Source organism: Spartinivicinus marinus (assembly GCF_026309355.1).
Lineage (GTDB): Bacteria > Pseudomonadota > Gammaproteobacteria > Pseudomonadales > Zooshikellaceae > Spartinivicinus > Spartinivicinus marinus.
The window spans coordinates 4,312,855-4,332,867 of the sequence record NZ_JAPJZK010000001.1 but is presented as its reverse complement, the minus strand read 5'-3'; the positions used below and the strand labels follow the sequence as shown (position 1 = coordinate 4,332,867).

The following is a 20,013-nucleotide window of genomic DNA, read 5'->3' as shown; positions in this document are numbered from 1 at the left end:
AAAATGTTCTTTTTCCGCGATAGCTGCGTTAGCACCGTACTCAGGTCCTCATGTATTATTTATACACTGCGGCCCTCCGTGCGGTGCTGCCTTGCTCTCACGAAAAAATTACTATTTTTAAAGACGCCCTTTACTCCACAAATTACACTCTACTCTGATCAACGTTAATGACCTAGCTGGCTCGAATAATACTCACAGCGAAGAGTATTACCACTTATAACCTACCCCAAAGGAGAAGGTACTGTCTTTCTTATGCTTACCCTCTGCTGGGTAGTTATCGTAGTCGTACTCATATTGCAGTACTGTTGAAATATTATAAGGTAGCCTGTATTCAAATCCAGTTTCACTTTCGAAGCGGAAGTTCTTACTTGATTCTTTAGGGATAAACATTTCGTGATTGTGGAAGAATGATAGCTTATCAAAAAATATCATTTCCTTGTTGTAATCGAGCGCCCAGCGGAACACCTCGAATTCTTTCACCCCTTCATCCCGATACTTTTCTCGAATATGGTTAATACCACCTTCAACAGAAAGCCTGTGTAATGGTGTATTGAAGAATTCATAACCCAAACCAATACCAGCCGAAAGTCGCTCATTCAGTTCTTTGATCCCATCCTCTTCATAGCCTAGGTTGGTAGTAAAGTACCAGTGCTGGTTGTAAAAGTAGTCATAGCTATAATCTGCCTGTAGCTTATCTTCTACTACATGCTCCTTTTTAGTCGTACGATCAGTTTCTAATCCTAGATTATGACGATGAACACCATGAACAAAACTTAAATCAGCATCAAAATTCAGTTCTTCTGACTCTGTATTTCCATCTTTTAACTCAATAAATGCGTAGGTTTTTCCAGAAAACCGCCAAGGTTTTTCTTTTTCCTCTTTAGGATAAAGCTGGCTGATTCCATTTAAAGCAGCGAACTCAACTACTTCACCATCGGCTTGCTTGACATGATACAGCGCCCCATCACTAGCCAGCTTGCCGTGCACCACATCACCAGAGCGAGTCACAATAGTCATTGGCTTTTTGGTCTTAATGGCTTTCACCTTAGTCCAGTCCAGCTGAATATTGGCATAGGGTGTTTTAATCACTAGTATCTCTTGGTCGAGATACTTAATTTTTCCAGAAACTTTATCGCCATTAGAGAGCGTAAGGGTATCAGCAACCGTAGAATCGCTGATAAATATAAGGCAGGTATAGACTATCTGTTTTATTAACCTTGACATGATACGATCACAGAAACTTCTTAATAAGGCCATCAGTTACTGACTAAGTTAGTAACCACGGGTTGAAATATGTTTGACTGATAATTAATACTTACTAAAAGAAAACTGAGTACGGTTAGATACATGCATAAATGAATAATTCAATTTGATAAAAAGTTTGTCATCGCTATGATGGCAGCTGTTTATGGCTAATAACTGCTTATTTGCTTCAACTAATTTATTGCAACCTGAATAATTAATTTTTTCAGCATCATCAACACAGTTATTGTCACCAATGTTAACCACTACTACCTCAGTCATGACTACCAATAAGTTGTTACGGCCACTAGTTATTACGACCAACTGAAAGAAGCAGCAATGGATCCAACAAAAAATGCCCGCATTTGGCAAGTCGTTAGTTTAATACCTAAAGGCCGAGTTGCTACCTATGGCCAAGTCGCCAGAATGGCTGGTTTGCCTAATCATGCACGGATGGTGGGCAGTGTACTAAAACAACTGCCACACGGTTCTGGGCTACCTTGGCACCGGGTAATTAATAGCAAAGGCTGCTTATCATTTCCGCGAGATAGTAAGCAGTTCTCAATACAAAAAGAAAAGCTTGAAGCAGAAGGTATTATCTTCGATAACCAAAAAGTTTCATTACAAAGGTTCCAATGGCAGGGTGAATAATATCAGGTTACACAACCTTAACAAGCGCTCACAAACTCAGTACTATCAATATGCACAGCCGTTGAAACTAATTAGCAGACTCTCACTTGAGTAAAAAATATGCAGGCAACCTTATCAAAGCTCCTTGACACCCTGGCTATATACACCCAGCGCCGGGTCATTACCATGCTGCTTCTGGGTTTTTCATCTGGTCTGCCCTTTATGCTGATTTTCTCTTCTCTATCTTTCTGGCTAAGGGAGGCAGGCGTCGACCGTGCATCAATCACTTTGCTCAGCCTGACAGGATTAGCGTTCGCCTTTAAGTTCTTGTGGTCTCCACTTGTAGATAAATTATCAATCCCGACATTAGGCCAAAAGTGTGGCCAGCGCCGTAGCTGGTTATTGCTATGCCAACTGACCATTCTGTCGTGCTTTCTTTTAATGGCTTTGCAAAACCCTTTAGCAAGCTCAGGCTTCCCTCTAGAAATAATGGCCACACTTGCGGTAATCGCAGCACTTAGTGCGGCTACTCAAGATATTGTTATTGATGCTTATCGAATTGAAATGGCAGAGCCAGAATTACAAGGAGCCATGGCTGCCATGTATATTGGGGGCTATCGAGTAGCCATTATTACAGGTGGTGCCGGCACACTTGGACTGGCTGCCTGGTTTTCAGGAGATCTAACAGGTTATCAGTACACCGCTTGGCAGAGTACTTATTTGGTGATGGGCAGTTTAATGTTAATTGGCGTTATAACCACATTATTAATGCCTGAGCCTGTCCGCACCGTTGATCAGGCAACGGTTGAGTTAGAACAAAAAAGTAACGCTTTTATCAGCCGCTATTTACCTGGCTCTTCGTTGCTTAAACAAATAATCACTGTTTTCGTTAGCGCCATCTGGGACTTTATTAAACGCTACGGCTGGCAAGCAGTAGTGATTTTGCTGTTAATCGGCAGTTATCGTATTGCTGATATTGTTATGGGGGTCATCGCAAACGTTTTTTATGTCGATATGGGCTTCACTAAGTCTGAAGTAGCTACAATATCAAAGGTCTATGGTGTGATTATGACCTTAGCTGGTGCAGCTTTAGGTGGTTTTATTATTAAGTATGTTGGTGTGATCAAAGTGCTATTTATTGGTGCTTTTATGTCTGCCGTCACCAATTTACTATTTGCTGCATTGGCCCATATTGGACATGACACCAGCTTTCTGATTTTTACCATTAGCTTAGATAATTTAAGCAGTGGGCTAGCTCAAGTTGCATTTATTGCTTACTTATCAAGCCTAACGAATGTGTCGTTTTCCGCAACTCAATATGCACTGTTTAGTTCACTGATGTTGCTATTTCCAAAACTCATTGGCGGAGGCTCAGGTTGGATCGTTAACCAAATTGGCTATTCCCACTTCTTCACCTTTACTGCTATTTTAGGTATCCCAGTACTCGTTTTAGTTGTCATTGCAGGTAAAGTGGCACCACCTGATACTACTAACAAGCAAGACAGAGATGCCAACAGCTCTCTACCCATACCCTAAAACAGCATGAGGGTGCCTCTAAAAAGGACATGTCATATATTCTTGAGGTAAAGGATCTTACTAAACAATACCCTGGGGTATTAGCCGTTGACCATATCAGCTTTGCTATTCCTCAAGGTATTTGCTTTGGCTTGCTCGGACCTAATGGTGCTGGCAAAACTACCACCATTGAAATGATTGAAGGCATTACCAAGCCTACCGCAGGTAACATACTTTTTGCTGGCAAACAACGGAACAATAACTTCAAACAACGCATTGGTATTCAGTTTCAAGCCACAGCCTTAATGGATTACTTAACAACACAGGAAATTCTGAAGCTATTTGCCAACTTTTATCGCCACACTCTACCACTCGCTACAGTGATTGAACTATGTAATCTAAGTGATATTTTAAACCGCTATGCCACTAAATTATCAGGAGGCCAACGACAGCGTTTACTATTAGCACTTAGCATTTTAAATGACCCTGACTTGATATTTCTTGACGAGCCCACTACGGGGCTAGACCCAAAAGCCAGAAGGCAATTTTGGCAATTAATTGAAAAAATTAAGCAGCAAGGTAAAACTGTATTGCTAACCACACACTACATGGATGAAGCTGAAGCACTGTGTGATGAGCTAATTATTATTGATCAGGGCAATATTATTGAACAAGGAACACCTGCCACATTACTGCAAAAGCATTTTTCCAGTGTTCATATTAGTATCCCTCGTGACAATATTACAACTGCCTTACCACTCAAGTCTTTTGCCAAAGCCCAGATAAGTAATGACAAAATTGTGTTTACAACAAACGAAGTCACAAAACTGATCAGCCAGTTATTAGCCGAGAACATTAACCTGGCGGGGTTAAGTATCAGAAGACACAATTTAGAAGATTTATTTTTAAAGCTAACCGGCCATCACTTGCAAGATGCTAAATCTTAAACCTTTTATTGCTATATTTATTGCTCGAACTAAAGAGTTTTATCGTGATAAAGCGGCTTGGTCTTGGTCGCTAATCATGCCGTTTCTATTAGTCATTGGTTTTAACTTCGCCTTATCAGATAGCCAACGTCAGCAATATAAAGTAGGTGTTGTAGGCAAGTCTACAGAGCAGTTAAACCCTCTTAAACACCTTAAGTTTATTGAATTTGTTTATTATCATGACCAGCAGCAAGCGATTGATCGGGTCAAATACCATCAATTGGATCTGTTAATCAAAGCTGCGTCCACACAGGTAAAATATTGGATTAATAGCGACTCAACTGGTGGCTATTTCATGGAACAGCTACTACTACAGCAAGCAGTGAATGCAACCAAGCAAACAGTGACAGGTCGCGAAATTCGTTATGTGGACTGGGTGATGCCAGGCATACTTGGCATGAACATTATGTTCAGTGCTTTATACGGCGTAGGTTTTGTAATTGTTCGCTACCGCAAAAATGGCGTATTAAAACGTCTTAAAGCCACCCCCTTGTCAGCACTGCAATTTATTACCGCCCAAGCTTGCTCTCGGCTAGTTATCATCCTGTTGATTAGTTTAACTCTCTACCTGGGCTGTTATTTAACAATCGACTTTTTAATGCTTGGCAGCCTGATTGACTTACTTGTCGTATTGTTGACAGGTGGCGCCAGCATGATTGCCATGGGGCTCATTATCGCCTCTCGCATTAGTACAGAAGAGGTTGCCGACGGTATTTTAAATGCTATTGCCTGGCCCATGATGTTTTTATCAGGTGTTTGGTTTTCCTTAGATGATGCTACACAAACCTTACAACTTATAGCCAACCTAATGCCTTTAAATCATATGGTCACTGCATCGCGGGAGATTATGATTAATGGAGCCAGCCTGGTTGATATCAGCAATCACTTACTGATTATGGCAATATTTACTGTTGTTTGCTTGGTAATTGCTGCCAGTTTTTTTCGCTGGGAACGTAATTAACCACCACGAACTGTTAGGAGGTCGTTGCAGCAACAACCTCCCCTCACCAATCAACTAGTCACGAAAGTTATTGTATTGTAGCGGCATATCTAGAGTGGTTTCTTTCAGCAAGGCAATCGCTGACTGTAAATCATCACGCTTTTTACCTGTAACCCTGACTTTATCTCCTTGCACTGCCGCTTGTACTTTCAGTTTTGCATCTTTGATCAACTTAACAACTTTTTTGGCAAGCTCTTTGTCCAACCCTTCTCGTACAGTTGCCTCTTGCTTGACTAACTTCCCTGAGCCGTAAAAATCGGCTATGTCCAAGCACTTTACATCAATCCCTCGCTTAATTAGCTTGCCTTTCAGCATTTCCAGCATTTGCTGTAACTGAAAATCAGCCTCTGCTGTCAGCTGAATCTGTTTCTCCGTTAAACTGAAGCTGGCTTCTATTCCACGAAAGTCATAACGGGTTTCCAGCTCACGATTGGCTTGATCAACCGCATTGGTTAACTCGTGGCTATCCACTTCAGAAACGATGTCAAAAGAAGGCATAAACTCTCCCAGCACTATAATTAATTAACGCTATTTCAGAAACGGCTAGTGTAGTGTCTTCTGATACGACGAGTGAAGAGAGGTGGAGCATATTTAAGAAACGATACCACTGTTTTTGTCAAGCCCCTTTAAGTCAGGATTTTGATTAAGTTCTAAATCGTCGCTTCAGATAACACACTACACTAGTGCTGTATCCTGCAAATAAGTAGCATTTAGCAGATCACTAAGTCGTTAGCTGCAAGGCATACTTCCGCAGGATACAGCACTAGTAACTTGTTGTATATTTGACAGACATTGCCAGCAGTTATTATAACTTAATTTTAGGTTAGTCTGTTTGGTGCTAGCCACTCACTTAATAAACAATATTACAGGACCCTAATGGCGAATCTTAATATACCAATAATGGTTGTGGACGACGCGAAGTTTAGTAGCGTAATGATTGGTCGTGCCTTAAAAGGAGCAGGCTTTCGGGATATCCGGTTCGCTAGTAGTGCTAATGAAGCTCTGGTTCAACTACAAAAACGTCCTGCCAGTATTTTAGTGGCAGACTGGCTGATGCCTGAAATGGATGGCTTGCAACTGACCCAGCAGGTTCGAGAATTAGACAAACGTTTACATCACTTCACGTATGTCATTTTACTAACAGCCAAAGAAGGGGTAAAAGCACTAGCAGAGGCATTTGATCGGGGTGTAGATGACTTTATTAATAAATCAGTAATGAACGATCAGCTATTACCGAGAATATTTGCAGCTGACCGAACAGCTCATATGCAAAATCAGCTGTTGGAGGAAAATAAGCTATTAGTTGATAACCTCCAACAGTTAGAAAAACATAGCCTCACCGATCATTTAACCGGCATTGGAAATTTACGTTTTTGCCTTAACCATCTAAGTGAAGCTATTCGCCATGTAGAGTCCCGTGATGCTTCTGCTTGTTTACTGGTCATTGCTCTACAAAATGCCAAACAAATTGAACAACAACGAGGGCTAGCTATTTATAATGAAGTGGCCAAAGGCGTAGCTCGACGCTTACAGCAGTTAATCAGACCACTCGATATTATTACTCGCACCGGTGATGATCAGTTTTCAATCATTACTACTCACCTACATGATGAACAATATACGCCAAAGAGCTTTCGCCGTATTTATGAAGGGCTTAATCTGAAGGCCTTTAAGTCATCTGTTGGTTATATTTCAATTAAAGCCGCCATGAGTATGTGCATATTAACCAACACCCCCCCATTACCCACTGCAGAACAGTTGTTAGTGGTTACCCGGAAAATGCTCCAAAAATCATGTGAAACAGGCCTAATTACTGCCACCCAATGGAACCCAGGCATGCTAAAGAAAAAGCCACCTCAAAGTGAAACAACATCATCGTAAAAATAAAATGACTCAGTATTACTAATAAGAATGCTGGTACCATTTTTTGCTGCTGTTATTATTCTTGCTATTGTTGTTATTTAGATAGCTTTTTCATAGCATGACTCAATCTCCTAATAACCAGCCTTGGTATATTCTTGGTGCCGGCGCTATCGGCTGCTTACTGGCTAGTCAACTCGTTAAGCAACAGCTACCAGTCAACTTGATAATTAAACGAGCACATACTCTTTCCCAAACCATTCATTACCAGCAAACTGACTTACACTTTTCTTGTAATGTACCAATCGTTGATCACTGTACCCGACACCATACAATTACCAAGCTAATTGTTACGACCAAAGCCTACGACGCGCTTCCAGCAGTTCAGTCAATCGCTCATTTACTCACAGCTGATGCTCAAATTATTTTGTTACAAAATGGCTTAGGCTCTCAGCAAGCTATTGCAAACACACTACCCGACCAACAAATTGCCGTAGGCTCAGTGACCCATGGCTGCTTCTTAACGAAGCCATTTCAAGTAGTGCACGCTGGCCTTGGTCAAATTATTCTCGGGGAGCTTAGCCCTCAGCTTAACAATGCTAAACCTAGCAGCCAGTTTCAGCAGTTTGCGCAGTTACCCCTGGATATTCACTGGACCACAACGCCACTCGCTACCCTTTGGGAAAAAGTAGCCATTAACAGCGCCATTAATGGCCTTACAGCACTTTATCAATGTAAAAATGGTGAGTTATGGCAAAACCAGGGGGTAAGGCAACGGGTCATTGCCCTTTGCTTAGAAACAGAGGCTATACTAAAGAAGCTGCAAATCCCCTTATCTGATCAATTAGCAACACTAGTGAAAAGGGTCATCTTACAAACTGCAGATAACTATTCATCAACTCTTCAAGATGTGAAGGCTGGAAAAGCCACAGAGTTAAGCTACATCAATGGCTATATTATTGATAAAGCCCAGATAATGGGAATTGACCTACCCCATCATCAATGGTTAGTTCGCACCTTAAAGGAAAAAGGCTACAGTTAATAATGTAACCTGCCGTAAAGGCTATAGTATTAAACCTATATATGACTCAATCATCAATCTCAGGATATCTGTCCAGCCTGCCCATTAGCCGCAAATTATTACTCCTGCTGCTAAGTGTTATCATTTCTATTGCGTTTGTTGCCAGCATTACGCTGGTGTTAACAACTTACTTAATATCCAAGGACTATATTGTTCCTCACAATGTTACAACTACCAGTAAGCTGTTAACTAATCCGTTATTAATTTCCCAAATTCAGCGTGAGCCTGAATTAGCGCGTCATTTGTTACAACATTTAAGTCAGTTTGATTATATTGAATCCATTAGTTTTTATGACCAACAAGATAAGTTACTGCTATCTTTTCCTGATGAACAACACCAGTCACAAACCAGTATTACTTCTCTAACCTTAGAGCCGTCTTCTTATGTTGAAAAAATCCAATTAGACGACGGTCAACAACTGACTCTTGAAATAAAAGCCAATCATTCATTACCTGAAATGTTATTTTTGGCAATGAAAGTAGCAATATTAATCATCATGATTTTTGCTGTATTGATTATGCTATTTGTGACCGGTGTTATCCGGCAGGTCATTACTAAACCAGTATTACACTTAATTAAACTGGCCCATACGGTCTCTATTGAAGAAAATTACTCAGTACGTGCAACTAAGTTTCATAATGATGAGCTAGGTATTTTAGCTACCGCCTTCAATACGATGCTGAATCGCATTGAAGCTAGAGATCAGCTGCTAAGAAAAGCACGTGATGAGGCTGAGCAGGCCAGTATGAAAGCTCAATCAATGGCTTTGGAAACCCAACGTACCAACAAAAAGCTGGAGCTAGAGGTTCAGGTTCGTACCCATATTGAGCAAAAGCTGACCGCTTTACAGAAATACCTCAACAATATTATTAACTCAATGCCTTCTGCATTAATTGCCATTAACACCAATAAACAAATTCAACAGTGGAATGAAGAAGCAGCTGCTTTATTTAATATTAAAGGCAACCAAGCATTACAGCGCCCTATTCAAGAGCTTTCGACTATTCTGGCTGAGCACGAGCCTGAAATAGATAAAGCACTGAGCCACCAAACAGTGGAAACTGTCGAGCGCGTTCCCCTTACTCACCACAATGAAGAAAACTATTTTGACCTAGTTATCTACCCACTTTGTGGAGAAGAGCACCAAGGAGCTGTCATCCGACTAGACAATATAACCCAGCGTATTCAACTAGAAGACACTATGGTGCAAACTGAAAAAATGTTGTCCGTGGGTGGACTGGCGGCAGGCATGGCCCATGAAATTAATAACCCGCTAGGTGGCATTGTGCAGGGAGTACAAAATATTTTACGCCGTATTTCTCCTACCTTAGCGAAAAACAAAGAAGAAGCAGAAAAACTACAGCTAGATATCCACCAACTATACATTTATATGGAGCAACGAGGCATTACTCGCTTTTTGAGTAATATTAAAGATGCGGGTACCCGTGCCTCCAAAATTGTGCAAAATATGCTGCAATTCAGCCGTCGAAGCTCAAGAACCTTATCCCCAACCGATCTAAGTGAGCTAATAAATCGCACCATTGAAATTGCTCACAGCGATTTAGATATTAAGCATGGTCTTGAACTAGAGCGAATTCATATCATCACTAACTTGGACGATACCCTTACCAGTGTACCTTGTATCGCCAACGAGCTTGAGCAAGTACTACTTAACCTCATCAAAAATGCCGCCCAGGCTATTAATCAACGAGAAGAACCAAAGTGGAATGGCAAAATCATCATTACTAGTAAACAAACGACTACCCAAGCCATTATTAAAGTTGAAGATAATGGTATCGGCATGGACAACACTACGCGTAAGCGTATATTCGAGCCATTTTTTACGACGAAAGAAGTAGGCATTGGCACCGGCTTAGGATTATCAGTGTCGTATTTTATTATCACTAATAACCACAAAGGGCAATTACATGTGAAATCAGCTGCAGGAATAGGCACAGAGTTTATCATCAGCTTACCACTAAAAGTTGAACTCACTCCCCCTATACCGAAACAAGCAAAAACGATAGAAACAGCCTTAAGAGACTAGTGGGCCGTGCGGCTAATTAGGTAACAGTTTCTTTGCTCGTTCCACAGAGGCAATAATACTTTTTGCACTTTTTACCCATTTAAATGGTTTAGCTAGTTCTCGATTATGTACGCTAATGAATCGGTAGATTTCATCCTTAAGTTCCTTAACACTTGTAAATACACCTCTATATAAGCTTCTACGCTCAAGCTGGGCGAACCACCCTTCCACAGCATTCAACCATGATGAACTTGTTGGAGTGAAGTGAAAGTGTAAATGCGGCTTTTTATTTACCCATTTCATGACATCAGGTGTCTTATGAGCACTTAAATTATCAAGAATGACATGCAACTCATACCCTTCTGGCGTCTTCTTTTCAATCTGCTTCAAAAAGCTTAAAAACTCTTTTGAACGTTGATTATCTGTCACTTTGCCTGTCACCTCGCCAGTCAGTACATTGAATGCAGTATATAAACAAACTGTTCCATTCCTTTTATAATCATGGGTTCGACTGCCGATTTTTCCTGGACTCAATGGTAGTCCCGGCTGGGTTCTGTCCAGTGCTTGTATTTGTGATTTCTCATCAACAGATAGAACGACTGCATTGGTAGGAGGATTCATATAAAGCCCCACTATATCCACCACTTTTTCTGCAAAGTCAGGGTCGTTACTAATCTTAAATGTTTTAATCCGATGAGGTTTCAGGTCAAAAGCTTTCCATATTTGCCTCACTTGCCAAGTGCTAATTTCGGCATATTTTGACATTAACTGAACACTCCAGTGTGTGGACTCATGAGGAATACGCTCAGTTGTCAACGTTAGAACTTTTTGTATGGTTGCTTCATCTATTAGGCTAGGTCTACCAGGACGTGGACGGTCAAACAAACCATCTACCCCTTCTTCAATAAAGCGGTTTTTCCACTTGTAAATGCTTTTGCGGGAAGTTTGCAGATACAGGGCTATGTAGGTAGGACTATGCCCCTCATCAAGCAATAAAAGCAGTCTTGCCCTCATTGCTAACCCTTGTGGCAAAGTTGTTAGTCGAAGCCACGCGCTCAGTTCTGCTTTATCGCTATTTGCTAAACGAAATTCATTTGTAGTATTCATACTACTATTTTATATTAAAACAATAAATGTTACCTTATTTTCCGCACGGCCCACTAGTGCTATAGAGCAAAATAAAACAGCAGCCTTATGTATGCGCCACTAATTATGAATTATGTTAACAAAGTAACTAGTGCAATTATTGCTCCCCAGATAACTACTGTTCGATTCAACAGCCCACGCACAGCCATCAGCTCATCAGCAGCCATTTGTTGCTGCTCTGCCGTATCTGTTGTTTGCTTAAACTCTTCCATATCCAATGGAATAGTTAGCGCCTGTAATCCCGTACGAACCACTAACTCCCCTGGAGGCTCAGCCCACCGCCGCCAGCTTTGCTGACATTCATGATAAGCTTTGGTGAAGTTGCCTGCCAAAGTAAATGACCAGGCAAGCACTCTAGCAGGCAACCATTCAATAATATATTTGAAGTCCCAAGCGACATGGGCAGAAGCCAGTTTGTTTGCATCATTTTGCTGCTGATTAGCCAGATACAGCTCATTCATACGGTAAATAAGAGCTGCCACAGGCCCTAACACAATAAACCAGAACACAACTGTAAACAGCTGTTCCAACACCTGGTAAAACACTAGTTGTCTGATTTGTTGATACTGATGAGACCATTCATCACGTAAATCTTTACTGAGTGTTGGAAACAATTCTTGCGCACGAATAAATACCGTTTCAGCATTAGCTACTTTCAATGAAGCTACATAGAGGTCTAGGCTATTTAAATACCCTTCCCTTCCCAAGGAATAGACTAAAAGAACCACACTTATCAACAACATGGGGAAACCTAGCCAAGCCTCATCAGCCTCACTGACTAACCAGGCGACAACTGCAGTAGGAATCAGCAACGTGATAACCCAAATCCACTCAGCTCCTAACTTACCACCTAGCTTGCTTGCCACTAGCTCAATCAGTTTATTAAACCAGTTATCATGCTGTATGAATTTACGGCTATCAGCCATAAAGAAAATAGCAACACCTATACACAAAGAAATGAATAACATAGCTTATCACCAGGGTTGTATGACCATTCGCAGAAGTATACATCACCTAACCATAGAGGCTATAAAACCATAATTAAACGCCAATGTACAAACCTAACATCAACAGGTCATTAAACGACTAAAATAGTGATTAATTCAAAAGAAAGCGTTCTAAAAATGCAGGAAGGGGTCACAAACGCAAGTGGACAGTTAACTTATACCAACAAAGGGAAACAACGCCATTATTTCCCTTTGTTGGTAGAGATTTAATACTTCACTTGATAATTAACGAAGAAAGTACGCCCACGTCCTTTAAAGTCATAAGCCTCTTCAGGTCCATAATAGGGAGAATAAAGCTTCTGCGCTCGCTGTGACCAAATAGTCGTGTATTCACGATTAAATACATTTTGCACACCGAAACCAACATCTCCGACGGGTAGCTTATAATTGCCTAAGAAATCCACAGTGGTATAACCAGACAACTCACCATTTTCACTTTTCCCTTTCAGTCGTTTAGCATCATCTCGCAGGCTAAACAAAGTTTGGCTTTGTAGTTTTAATGAGTATTTATCCTCATACCAGCCAACCCATGCTCCCGCTTTTGATGCACTACTACTATCAACTAATGAACGTTGCCAATGGCCATTTTTATCCTTTTCTTGGGTTTTTACATAATGCCCTGTTAGGCCAAGCTGGAACTTATCTGTTGCCCAATAACTTGTTTCAAATTCGAAGCCATAAACTCGCTTTTCATGATCACGTAACTCCAATAATAGGTTCTTATATGTAGCTACTTTATCCGACTCAGAATAATAAAGAGCTGTTTGAACACTTAAATCAGTTCCCGTATAGCGCCAGCCTAGCTCGTAGCTGTCAGTTTTTATGCCATCAAGCCGATCAGTACGAATATCTGAGCCTTTTACTAACTCTGCATGACCATCACCATTAGCATCAACATATTGACCATCACCATATCTTTTTGCTGTATCTGGCAGTTCAAAGCCTTGGGAAAAGTTTGCCCAGACTTGCTGATTAGCCGTTAAATCAAAAACGGCTCCTAGATTGAATAAGCCGAACTTATAGTGGGTTTGCCCACCAGGTACAGGGTCTGCCGATGTATATTTACCAAACGCAATATCTTTTTGAATACCTGCATCAATAAAGTCATCTACTTCATTCCTCATATATTGATAACGGTATCCTCCTTCAATCAATAACCGATCAGTTAACTGATAACTTACCTGAAAAAAGCCAGCAATAGATGAAACCTCTGTATCAGGATAGCGACCTATTTTATAGGCTTTTTTATTAACCAACCCACCACTGGCATTGGAAATATTTTGATCAAAAATTATTTGGTCATTCTCAAATTGATCAATATAGCCATCCACCCCATAACTCAGGGTTAGTTTATCAAATGATTTTACGAGTGCTGTTCGCAAACTAAAAACATCAGTATCCTGCTTAGATGCTGAGAAATAACCTTTATTAGACGGCTCCTTAGATCCACTGGGCCGAATAAACGGATTGTATGAAAATGACTCTTTACGATAAGATGCCTGCACTATTAACTCATGACCAAATACTTCTTCATGGTGATAAGTTGCATTAAATAAATAACGCTCTGTACCAAGATTTCGATCAGAAGAAAATCCTTTGCGTGTTTCAATTAAGTCATGGTTACTTTCTTTAGAACCAGCCAGATTTTCACCAAAATAAGTGCCATAAGGGCTATTTTGTTCACTATTATAGTGTTGAGCCAACAAAGTAACAGTTTGTTGATCGTCTAGTTTATACTCAAGCGAACCCATTAAATCAATTGTTTCATTAAACTGTAATGAGCCCTGGGTGCTATCTGGATTAATTAACTCACCATTAGCATCATAAAAAGCATTTGTTTCGCTATAAACAAGGGAGCCCCTAGCTTTTAATTTATCTGTTCCAGCACTGATTGACTGAGCAATTTTATAATCCCCATCATTTCTGTTATTAAACCCAGAGCTACCTCCAACATAAGTTTCTGCTGTTAATTCACCGGCTTCCGCACGTTTGGTAATAATGTTGATGACACCACCCGAAGCACCTGCGCCATAAATAGCCGTTGCACCGGATAATACTTCAATACGTTCAATATTAAATGGATCAATAGAGTCCAACTGTCGGCTAATTGATCGCGCAGAATTTAACGACACACCATCAATCATTACCAACATTGCACGGCCACGTAAGTTTTGGCCATAATTGGTTCTTCCCTGACTACCCACATCCAGGGAAGGTACTACAGTGGAAAGAATATCACTTAAGTTTTTCCCTCCATGAGACTGCTCTTCAACGGTTTCTTTATCCACTAGCCAAACAGTACCAGCAATATCACTAACCTGCTTTGGTGCTCGACTTGCAACGACAACCACTGAGTCCAGTTTTTCAATATTTTTCTGTTCAGCAGTTACCAAGGCCGGAGAAAGTAAGGTGGTAATCACCAGCGAATGGTAAAAATAATGGCGTGACTGCATAATATATAACTCACTTATGTAACTAACTACACCCTTTGTTGTGGGGGTATTATGATTATTTAATTAAACTATCCCCATTGTTACGGGTATTCATTACTGGCTTTGAATTAAGGTAATTTGCTCTTCTTTACTACGGCGGTTACACGTGCCACATAATGTCCTATTAGGTAAGCTGTATTTTAAACAGCAACTATTTCGTCTTGGTACACAAACATAACCCGTTGTTTTTTCAACCAACAACCACTCAAGTGCATTTTTTATAGGAGGTGAAAACGTCGATAAAAAATGTTTAATATTAGGCTGAACAGCTTCGCCTCCCTTACCAAAGCTCGCCAGCCGGCTCCATGGTGAAGCAATAGCCAATGCTGCATTTCCCCAAAAGGCTTTTGGATTAACTCGCAAAAGAGTACGAAAAACTTCAAAAAACTGATTAATTAAATCATCTAACCAGCTCACTAAAGACTCATTAGTGGTACAAAATGGCTGCCCACGCCATTGTATATTTTCAGAAAGAGCCTGATTAATAAAAAGCTGCTTTACATTTAATTGTGGTACTACACCACTGAATAAATACACTGCAACCAACGGTGATACAACACAACTCATCAATCGCTTTTGCACTAAGGAAGCGGCTACTCTACGATTGGTTATCAGTTCTTTTTCACAAAACTGATTAACAGCATTAATCAACCATTTTGAGTCATAAAACAACAAGTCTAATGAAATATGATCAGGCTCATCACTCTCTTTCCAATACCATTCAGCATTAAATAGCGCTAAGCTAGTTAACCCTGAATTAACATCATCGACTGCTGAAAAGTGTTGTTCAAAACAAGTTGGCAACATAACACTAAATGGCTTGCTGTAAAAGCGGTTGATTTTGGGTAAGCGGTTGCAACCAACTAATTAAACCATCACTAGAATCAAGATCAAATACTTCCTGTTGACACAAATGATTGATAATTTTTGCTGATCGCCAAGCCATTAAACTTAATTGAGGCTCAGCAATACCGTGACTATGTAAACCCGCATTCACAGCAAAAATTCGGTTTTCAGATGGACCATCCCAATCAACAGTAAAATGTTCATTTAATGAATAACGGCCTTTTTCATCAAGCATTAGTCGAGACCGTAAACCAGCTAAGCAATTTAAAGTCGGTGTAGTAAACCCTGTAGCTAAAATAATGACATCTGCATCATAATATTCTGTTTCCTGGGTTAAGCCATTAGTTGCCTGAACTTGATAAATATTATCAGCTTGGCTTACTTCCGTCATTTCTCTGTGTGGTAATAAATTCACCCATCTAGGTTCACACAATACATCAAAACGGTGATAAAGTGTGCGATATATAGTTAATAAACAATCTTGTGTTATCCCATCAGATGTTAACTTTTGGTTGTCAATTTCTCGCTCTTTAACCTGGTAATTTAGTTTATAAAAACTATCAACATAGTCTGGAGTAAAGTATTCATTGGAGAAAGCGGCTTCATCTAACGGTTGATAGTTTGCCCGCCTTGAAAGCCAATTAAGCACACTGGGTTTTCCCCAATAACCATTTAATGCATTAAGAAAAATATCAGCACCACTTTGTCCACCTCCAATTATCATTACCCGTTTACCGGAGAAATCATGAGAAGTCAGCCCGATATTCGCTGCATGAATGACCTGCTTACCTAGATAAGGTTGGGCACAATCAGGAATATATGGTCTTTTACCAGTACCTAAACACAAATTTTTTGCATAATAAACTCCTTTCGAAGTTTCCACTTCAAACTGACTATTCGTAAACGAAATATTTTCAACGTCTGTTGCAAACTGCACTGAAGGGATTTGTTGAGCCGCCCAACTAAGATAATCGGAAAACTCTGCACGACTAATACAGCTTAATTCTGCCGATAAAAAACGATAAAACTTCTTACGTTTAACTAAATATGATAAAAAAGAATAGGTACTATGAGGTGCAACAGCAGTGACTAAGTCTTTTAAGAACATCGTCTGCATATGGGTATCAGGTAATAGTAATCCAGGGTGCCATGCGAACTGTTCACGACTTTCAAAAAATCGTGCACTCAGCCCTTTTACTTGCTGAAGTAGTGCAGCCACACTTAGATTAAAAGGGCCTACTCCAATACCTGCCACATCAATTATTGAACTATCGGGTTGTGTTGGCTTAGCTAGCATCTGTTGACTCCTGATCACTGTTGACTGTCATTTCTGTTACAGCTATTTCTTCTTCAGCAATGTAAAGTGGGTTATCTAATAACTGATCCATATCCGGCAACATACGACTTTGGCTGCTATCAGTTTGATGACGGAATTTTGCCAGATTTAAGCCTATACGTAGTATTTTCGGCTTAAATAAATCCAATCGTTGAAAACGTTCATTTAATTCAGGGTATTGAGCCATGTAAACTCTAATTTCCTTGCCTAATAATCTATAAAAGACTGGCTCTGCTACTCCAAGCGCTGTTGTTAAAGGCGATATAAAACGCAATACCGTTACAAAGTGACCTGTCTGCAGGTCGTGAATAATTAACTCTTCAGGTAGTTTAACCGTTACTTCTTTCACTGAAGCAGGTAAATCTGCACTTTCAGGCAATTCTCGGTCAACTAAACGCATATCTCCTTGAAAATCTTTTAGTAATATTCGTTTGGGTTGATTGTCCTCTAAAATAATAGTGACATTTTGGCCATGAGCAATCAGTGAAACCCCGTACTTACACAACAAATGATAAAAAGGTAACACCACCACCCGAAATAACTTTGCTAACCAGTCTGTTGGCGATAAACCTGAAGCTTGTATATAAGCACCAATGACAGACTGTCCCTGCTCATCACATTCCATTAGAGCAGCCATCAATATTGCCGTTTCATTACTTTTTAGTTTTTCATTGATACTTTCACGCCAAATAACACCTAGCAGTTCATGGTAACGGTAGGGGGCTTGATTTAAATGGTTATACACAGGATGGCCAACAAAAGCACTGGCAGGCTCATGTAAAATTTCTGCCCCCATACTTTGCAAAAATAAATCTTGTTTAAAAACTTTATTCAACCATGATGAGGCTTCAGGCCCCGCTAAAATATAGCGGCGAGGAATTCCCCGGTAACAGGAAGTATTCATAATGGTTACCGGAAGCTTTATATCTAGGCCTTCTGGACGACTCATATTACTCAAAGTCCTTAACGACAATTGAGGTAAAAATAAGTCACCCCATTCACCCAGATAAATTATCTCACCATTAGCGATTAACTCAGCAAATAAAGTTGATAGCTTATTTTGCCATTGCCAAGGGTGTACAGGGAGCAATAAATAATCATCAGGATGACCACCATAATGTTGGACTAGCTTCTGCATTTCTACCTGCTCTTCAGCAGGTACGGCACTATCTATCAGTTTTTGCCAACTCCACTGATCTGCCACTGCAAATGTAGTATTTTCCTGTTTAACTGCAATCCAGCATAATTGAAAAGTCTGGCGAGACTCAGGCGCATACAATGCTAAGTCTTGACTCCCCCAACCTCTTCGGCCTTTATTAAATACAAATTTAGGGTGCCCATTAAATAGGCATTGCTGCTGATTGATATCCCATTTAATAAAGTCATCAGCCCTTAGGTCTTTTTTCATTGCCAGCAATTGACAGTCTGCAACCAGCGTTGCATACATATCTTCATAATGCTCGGCTAGACTTTCATCCACCAGCCCCAGTTCAGCTTTTGCGTCCAGCATAAAAGCTGCTGCAGAAATAGCTGGAGAATGGGTTATTTCCTTATCTAGATTTTCTAGAGCCGGTTGATAATTTTCTGACTCTTGTTGAACGACTATTTCTTGGCGAAATAAACTACTTGGTCTAATAACATATTGCCCCCAAATATTCTGCCAGCCTTCAAAGTGATAAATCACCCCTGACGCTAACTGTAAAGTTAAATGCTGAAATGAGGGCCTAACATCGCTTGAATTCGTTATTAACTGATCTGCTTCAGTATGGGCTAGCTTAATCTGAAATGCTTGCTCATAAGCAAGCTCAGAAATTAGTTTAGCCACCATAGTTTGATTAGCTATGATCCAATAACTGTGTAATGCCTGCTGGTTCATGGTGACTGAGCCTCCATTTGAACAACGAATTGCTGTCGGAAAAATGCCTCTCGCTCAACCATAACCAACGCTGATGTTTTATGGGGAAAGTCAAATTCAAATAAAATACGATAGCCTACGTCTTTAATTCGACAGAATAATCGTTGGTTATCATGACGAGGCTCTAGTACAACTCGCTGTGTACGTTGTTCATCAATAAATAAATAATGGGTTAACGCTCGCATCCAGCTTTTAAAAAACAGTGGTCCACGGAAGGCTTGTTCTCCAACTAATAAATGTATTCCTCTATCATAAGGCTCATTATCATAATATGGAGCTAACCGATCTTCAGTTACCCAATAAACTTCAAAATAGCCAAATGGATAACCATCAAATTCACCAATCAGAGGAATAATATGAGAGTCATTTTGTCGTTCAGCAATAAACTCCTCTAGCTTTTCTTGTGACCAAGCTTGCTCCCAAAACTCAGCTACCCGTGGGTCGTTCATCCAATCAGTAAAACGATTGATGTCTTTTTCCAAGTCAAAAGTACGAAAACTAATTTGTTTACCCACTAAACAATCAAAGCGGCTATAAACTTCACCTGTCGGCTTCGGAGGACGTTGTGGATGGAGACGCACTTGCTTAATACTTTGGATTAGTCGTTGAGGATAATGACTAGATAAATTATGTTTGTGCCAATGTAATGGTAGTTGATAAAACTGTTGCTGATATAAAACTTGATTAATAAAGGGAGTTAGAATGGGTACTTGACCAGCCAGCTTACTCCAAGCTTGGTCTTCATTCTTTACCAAGTAGCAACCTTCTACTTCAGGTAACGCTTGAAATAAACTATCAATTCCATTCGCCCAATGTTCAGTTAAATATTCAAGGGAGATATTATCCAAAACTTCAAGTTTAACAAGCTTCTCAGCATGTTGTTCAATAGCAAACAAGTTATCATACAGCTTAAGTGTATTTTCAAACATA

The 20,013-nt window shown here is 40.2% G+C and carries 17 protein-coding genes; 7 read left to right on the top strand and 10 right to left on the bottom strand.

Translation table 11 applies throughout. The annotated features are described in order from the left end of the window. Positions 1-207: 207 nt before the first annotated feature. Both OQE68_RS19400 and OQE68_RS19395 read right to left on the bottom strand, forming a co-directional pair. Positions 208-1,224, bottom strand: coding sequence for a DUF481 domain-containing protein (locus OQE68_RS19400; protein WP_180570636.1), 1,017 nt, complete (start codon positions 1,222-1,224; stop codon positions 208-210). An 84-nt stretch (positions 1,225-1,308) separates the two neighbouring features. Next, positions 1,309-1,524, bottom strand: coding sequence for a hypothetical protein (locus OQE68_RS19395; RefSeq protein WP_180570637.1), 216 nt, complete (start codon positions 1,522-1,524; stop codon positions 1,309-1,311). Between the two features lie 57 nt (positions 1,525-1,581). Here OQE68_RS19395 and OQE68_RS19390 point away from each other — a divergent pair, with 57 nt between their 5' ends. The 4 genes from OQE68_RS19390 to OQE68_RS19375 all read left to right on the top strand — a co-directional run bounded on the left by OQE68_RS19390 (position 1,582) and on the right by OQE68_RS19375 (position 5,334). After that, complete coding sequence (locus tag OQE68_RS19390) at positions 1,582-1,893, top strand: MGMT family protein (protein WP_180570638.1); 312 nt, start codon at positions 1,582-1,584, stop codon at positions 1,891-1,893. Between the two features lie 99 nt (positions 1,894-1,992). Next, complete coding sequence (locus OQE68_RS19385) at positions 1,993-3,408, top strand: AmpG family muropeptide MFS transporter (protein WP_180570639.1); 1,416 nt, start codon at positions 1,993-1,995, stop codon at positions 3,406-3,408. Positions 3,409-3,437: 29 nt separating this feature from the next. Further along, a complete protein-coding gene (locus OQE68_RS19380; RefSeq protein WP_180570640.1) occupies positions 3,438-4,334 on the top strand; it encodes an ABC transporter ATP-binding protein in 897 nt (298 codons plus the stop codon). Continuing rightward, positions 4,321-5,334, top strand: coding sequence for an ABC transporter permease (locus OQE68_RS19375; protein ID WP_180570641.1), 1,014 nt, complete (start codon positions 4,321-4,323; stop codon positions 5,332-5,334). The genes OQE68_RS19380 and OQE68_RS19375 overlap by 14 nt, the downstream gene beginning before the upstream one ends. A gap of 54 nt (positions 5,335-5,388) precedes the next feature. Here the strand turns inward: OQE68_RS19375 and OQE68_RS19370 are convergent, their stop codons facing one another. After that, positions 5,389-5,871, bottom strand: coding sequence for a YajQ family cyclic di-GMP-binding protein (locus OQE68_RS19370; RefSeq protein ID WP_180570642.1), 483 nt, complete (start codon positions 5,869-5,871; stop codon positions 5,389-5,391). A gap of 378 nt (positions 5,872-6,249) precedes the next feature. Between OQE68_RS19370 and OQE68_RS19365 the strand changes: the two genes are divergently transcribed. From OQE68_RS19365 to OQE68_RS19355, 3 genes are all read left to right on the top strand, one after another. Continuing rightward, on the top strand, positions 6,250-7,254 hold the full coding sequence (locus OQE68_RS19365) for a response regulator (protein ID WP_180570643.1): 1,005 nt from the start codon (positions 6,250-6,252) through the stop codon (positions 7,252-7,254). Positions 7,255-7,354: 100 nt separating this feature from the next. Then, on the top strand, positions 7,355-8,275 hold the full coding sequence (locus OQE68_RS19360) for a ketopantoate reductase family protein (protein ID WP_180570644.1): 921 nt from the start codon (positions 7,355-7,357) through the stop codon (positions 8,273-8,275). A gap of 41 nt (positions 8,276-8,316) precedes the next feature. Then, the gene (locus OQE68_RS19355; protein ID WP_180570645.1) at positions 8,317-10,362 is read left to right on the top strand and encodes a sensor histidine kinase; all 2,046 of its coding nucleotides are present in this window, start codon (positions 8,317-8,319) and stop codon (positions 10,360-10,362) included. 12 nt (positions 10,363-10,374) lie between these two features. Here OQE68_RS19355 and OQE68_RS19350 read toward each other — a convergent pair whose 3' ends face one another. The 7 genes from OQE68_RS19350 to OQE68_RS19320 form a co-directional block, all read right to left on the bottom strand. Next, entirely contained in the window at positions 10,375-11,448 is a 1,074-nt protein-coding gene (locus tag OQE68_RS19350; protein ID WP_266195779.1) for an IS630 family transposase, read from the bottom strand. A gap of 110 nt (positions 11,449-11,558) precedes the next feature. After that, positions 11,559-12,455, bottom strand: a complete 897-nt coding sequence (locus tag OQE68_RS19345; RefSeq protein WP_180567719.1) for a hypothetical protein — start codon at positions 12,453-12,455, stop codon at positions 11,559-11,561. Positions 12,456-12,700: 245 nt separating this feature from the next. Beyond that, on the bottom strand, positions 12,701-14,947 hold the full coding sequence (locus OQE68_RS19340) for a TonB-dependent receptor (protein ID WP_180567718.1): 2,247 nt from the start codon (positions 14,945-14,947) through the stop codon (positions 12,701-12,703). A gap of 93 nt (positions 14,948-15,040) precedes the next feature. Continuing rightward, positions 15,041-15,793 carry a (2Fe-2S)-binding protein gene (locus OQE68_RS19335; protein ID WP_180567717.1) on the bottom strand — a complete coding sequence of 251 codons (753 nt, stop codon included), beginning with the start codon at positions 15,791-15,793 and terminating at the stop codon, positions 15,041-15,043. A gap of 4 nt (positions 15,794-15,797) precedes the next feature. Then, positions 15,798-17,129: a lysine N(6)-hydroxylase/L-ornithine N(5)-oxygenase family protein gene (locus OQE68_RS19330; RefSeq protein ID WP_180567716.1), complete on the bottom strand. Its 1,332-nt coding sequence runs from the start codon at positions 17,127-17,129 to the stop codon at positions 15,798-15,800. Further along, on the bottom strand, positions 17,119-19,044 hold the full coding sequence (locus OQE68_RS19325) for an IucA/IucC family protein (protein WP_180567715.1): 1,926 nt from the start codon (positions 19,042-19,044) through the stop codon (positions 17,119-17,121). The genes OQE68_RS19330 and OQE68_RS19325 overlap by 11 nt, the downstream gene beginning before the upstream one ends. Continuing rightward, entirely contained in the window at positions 19,041-20,012 is a 972-nt protein-coding gene (locus OQE68_RS19320; RefSeq protein ID WP_180567714.1) for a GNAT family N-acetyltransferase, read from the bottom strand. Before OQE68_RS19320 ends, OQE68_RS19325 begins: the two co-directional genes overlap by 4 nt. Position 20,013 lies beyond the last annotated feature (1 nt).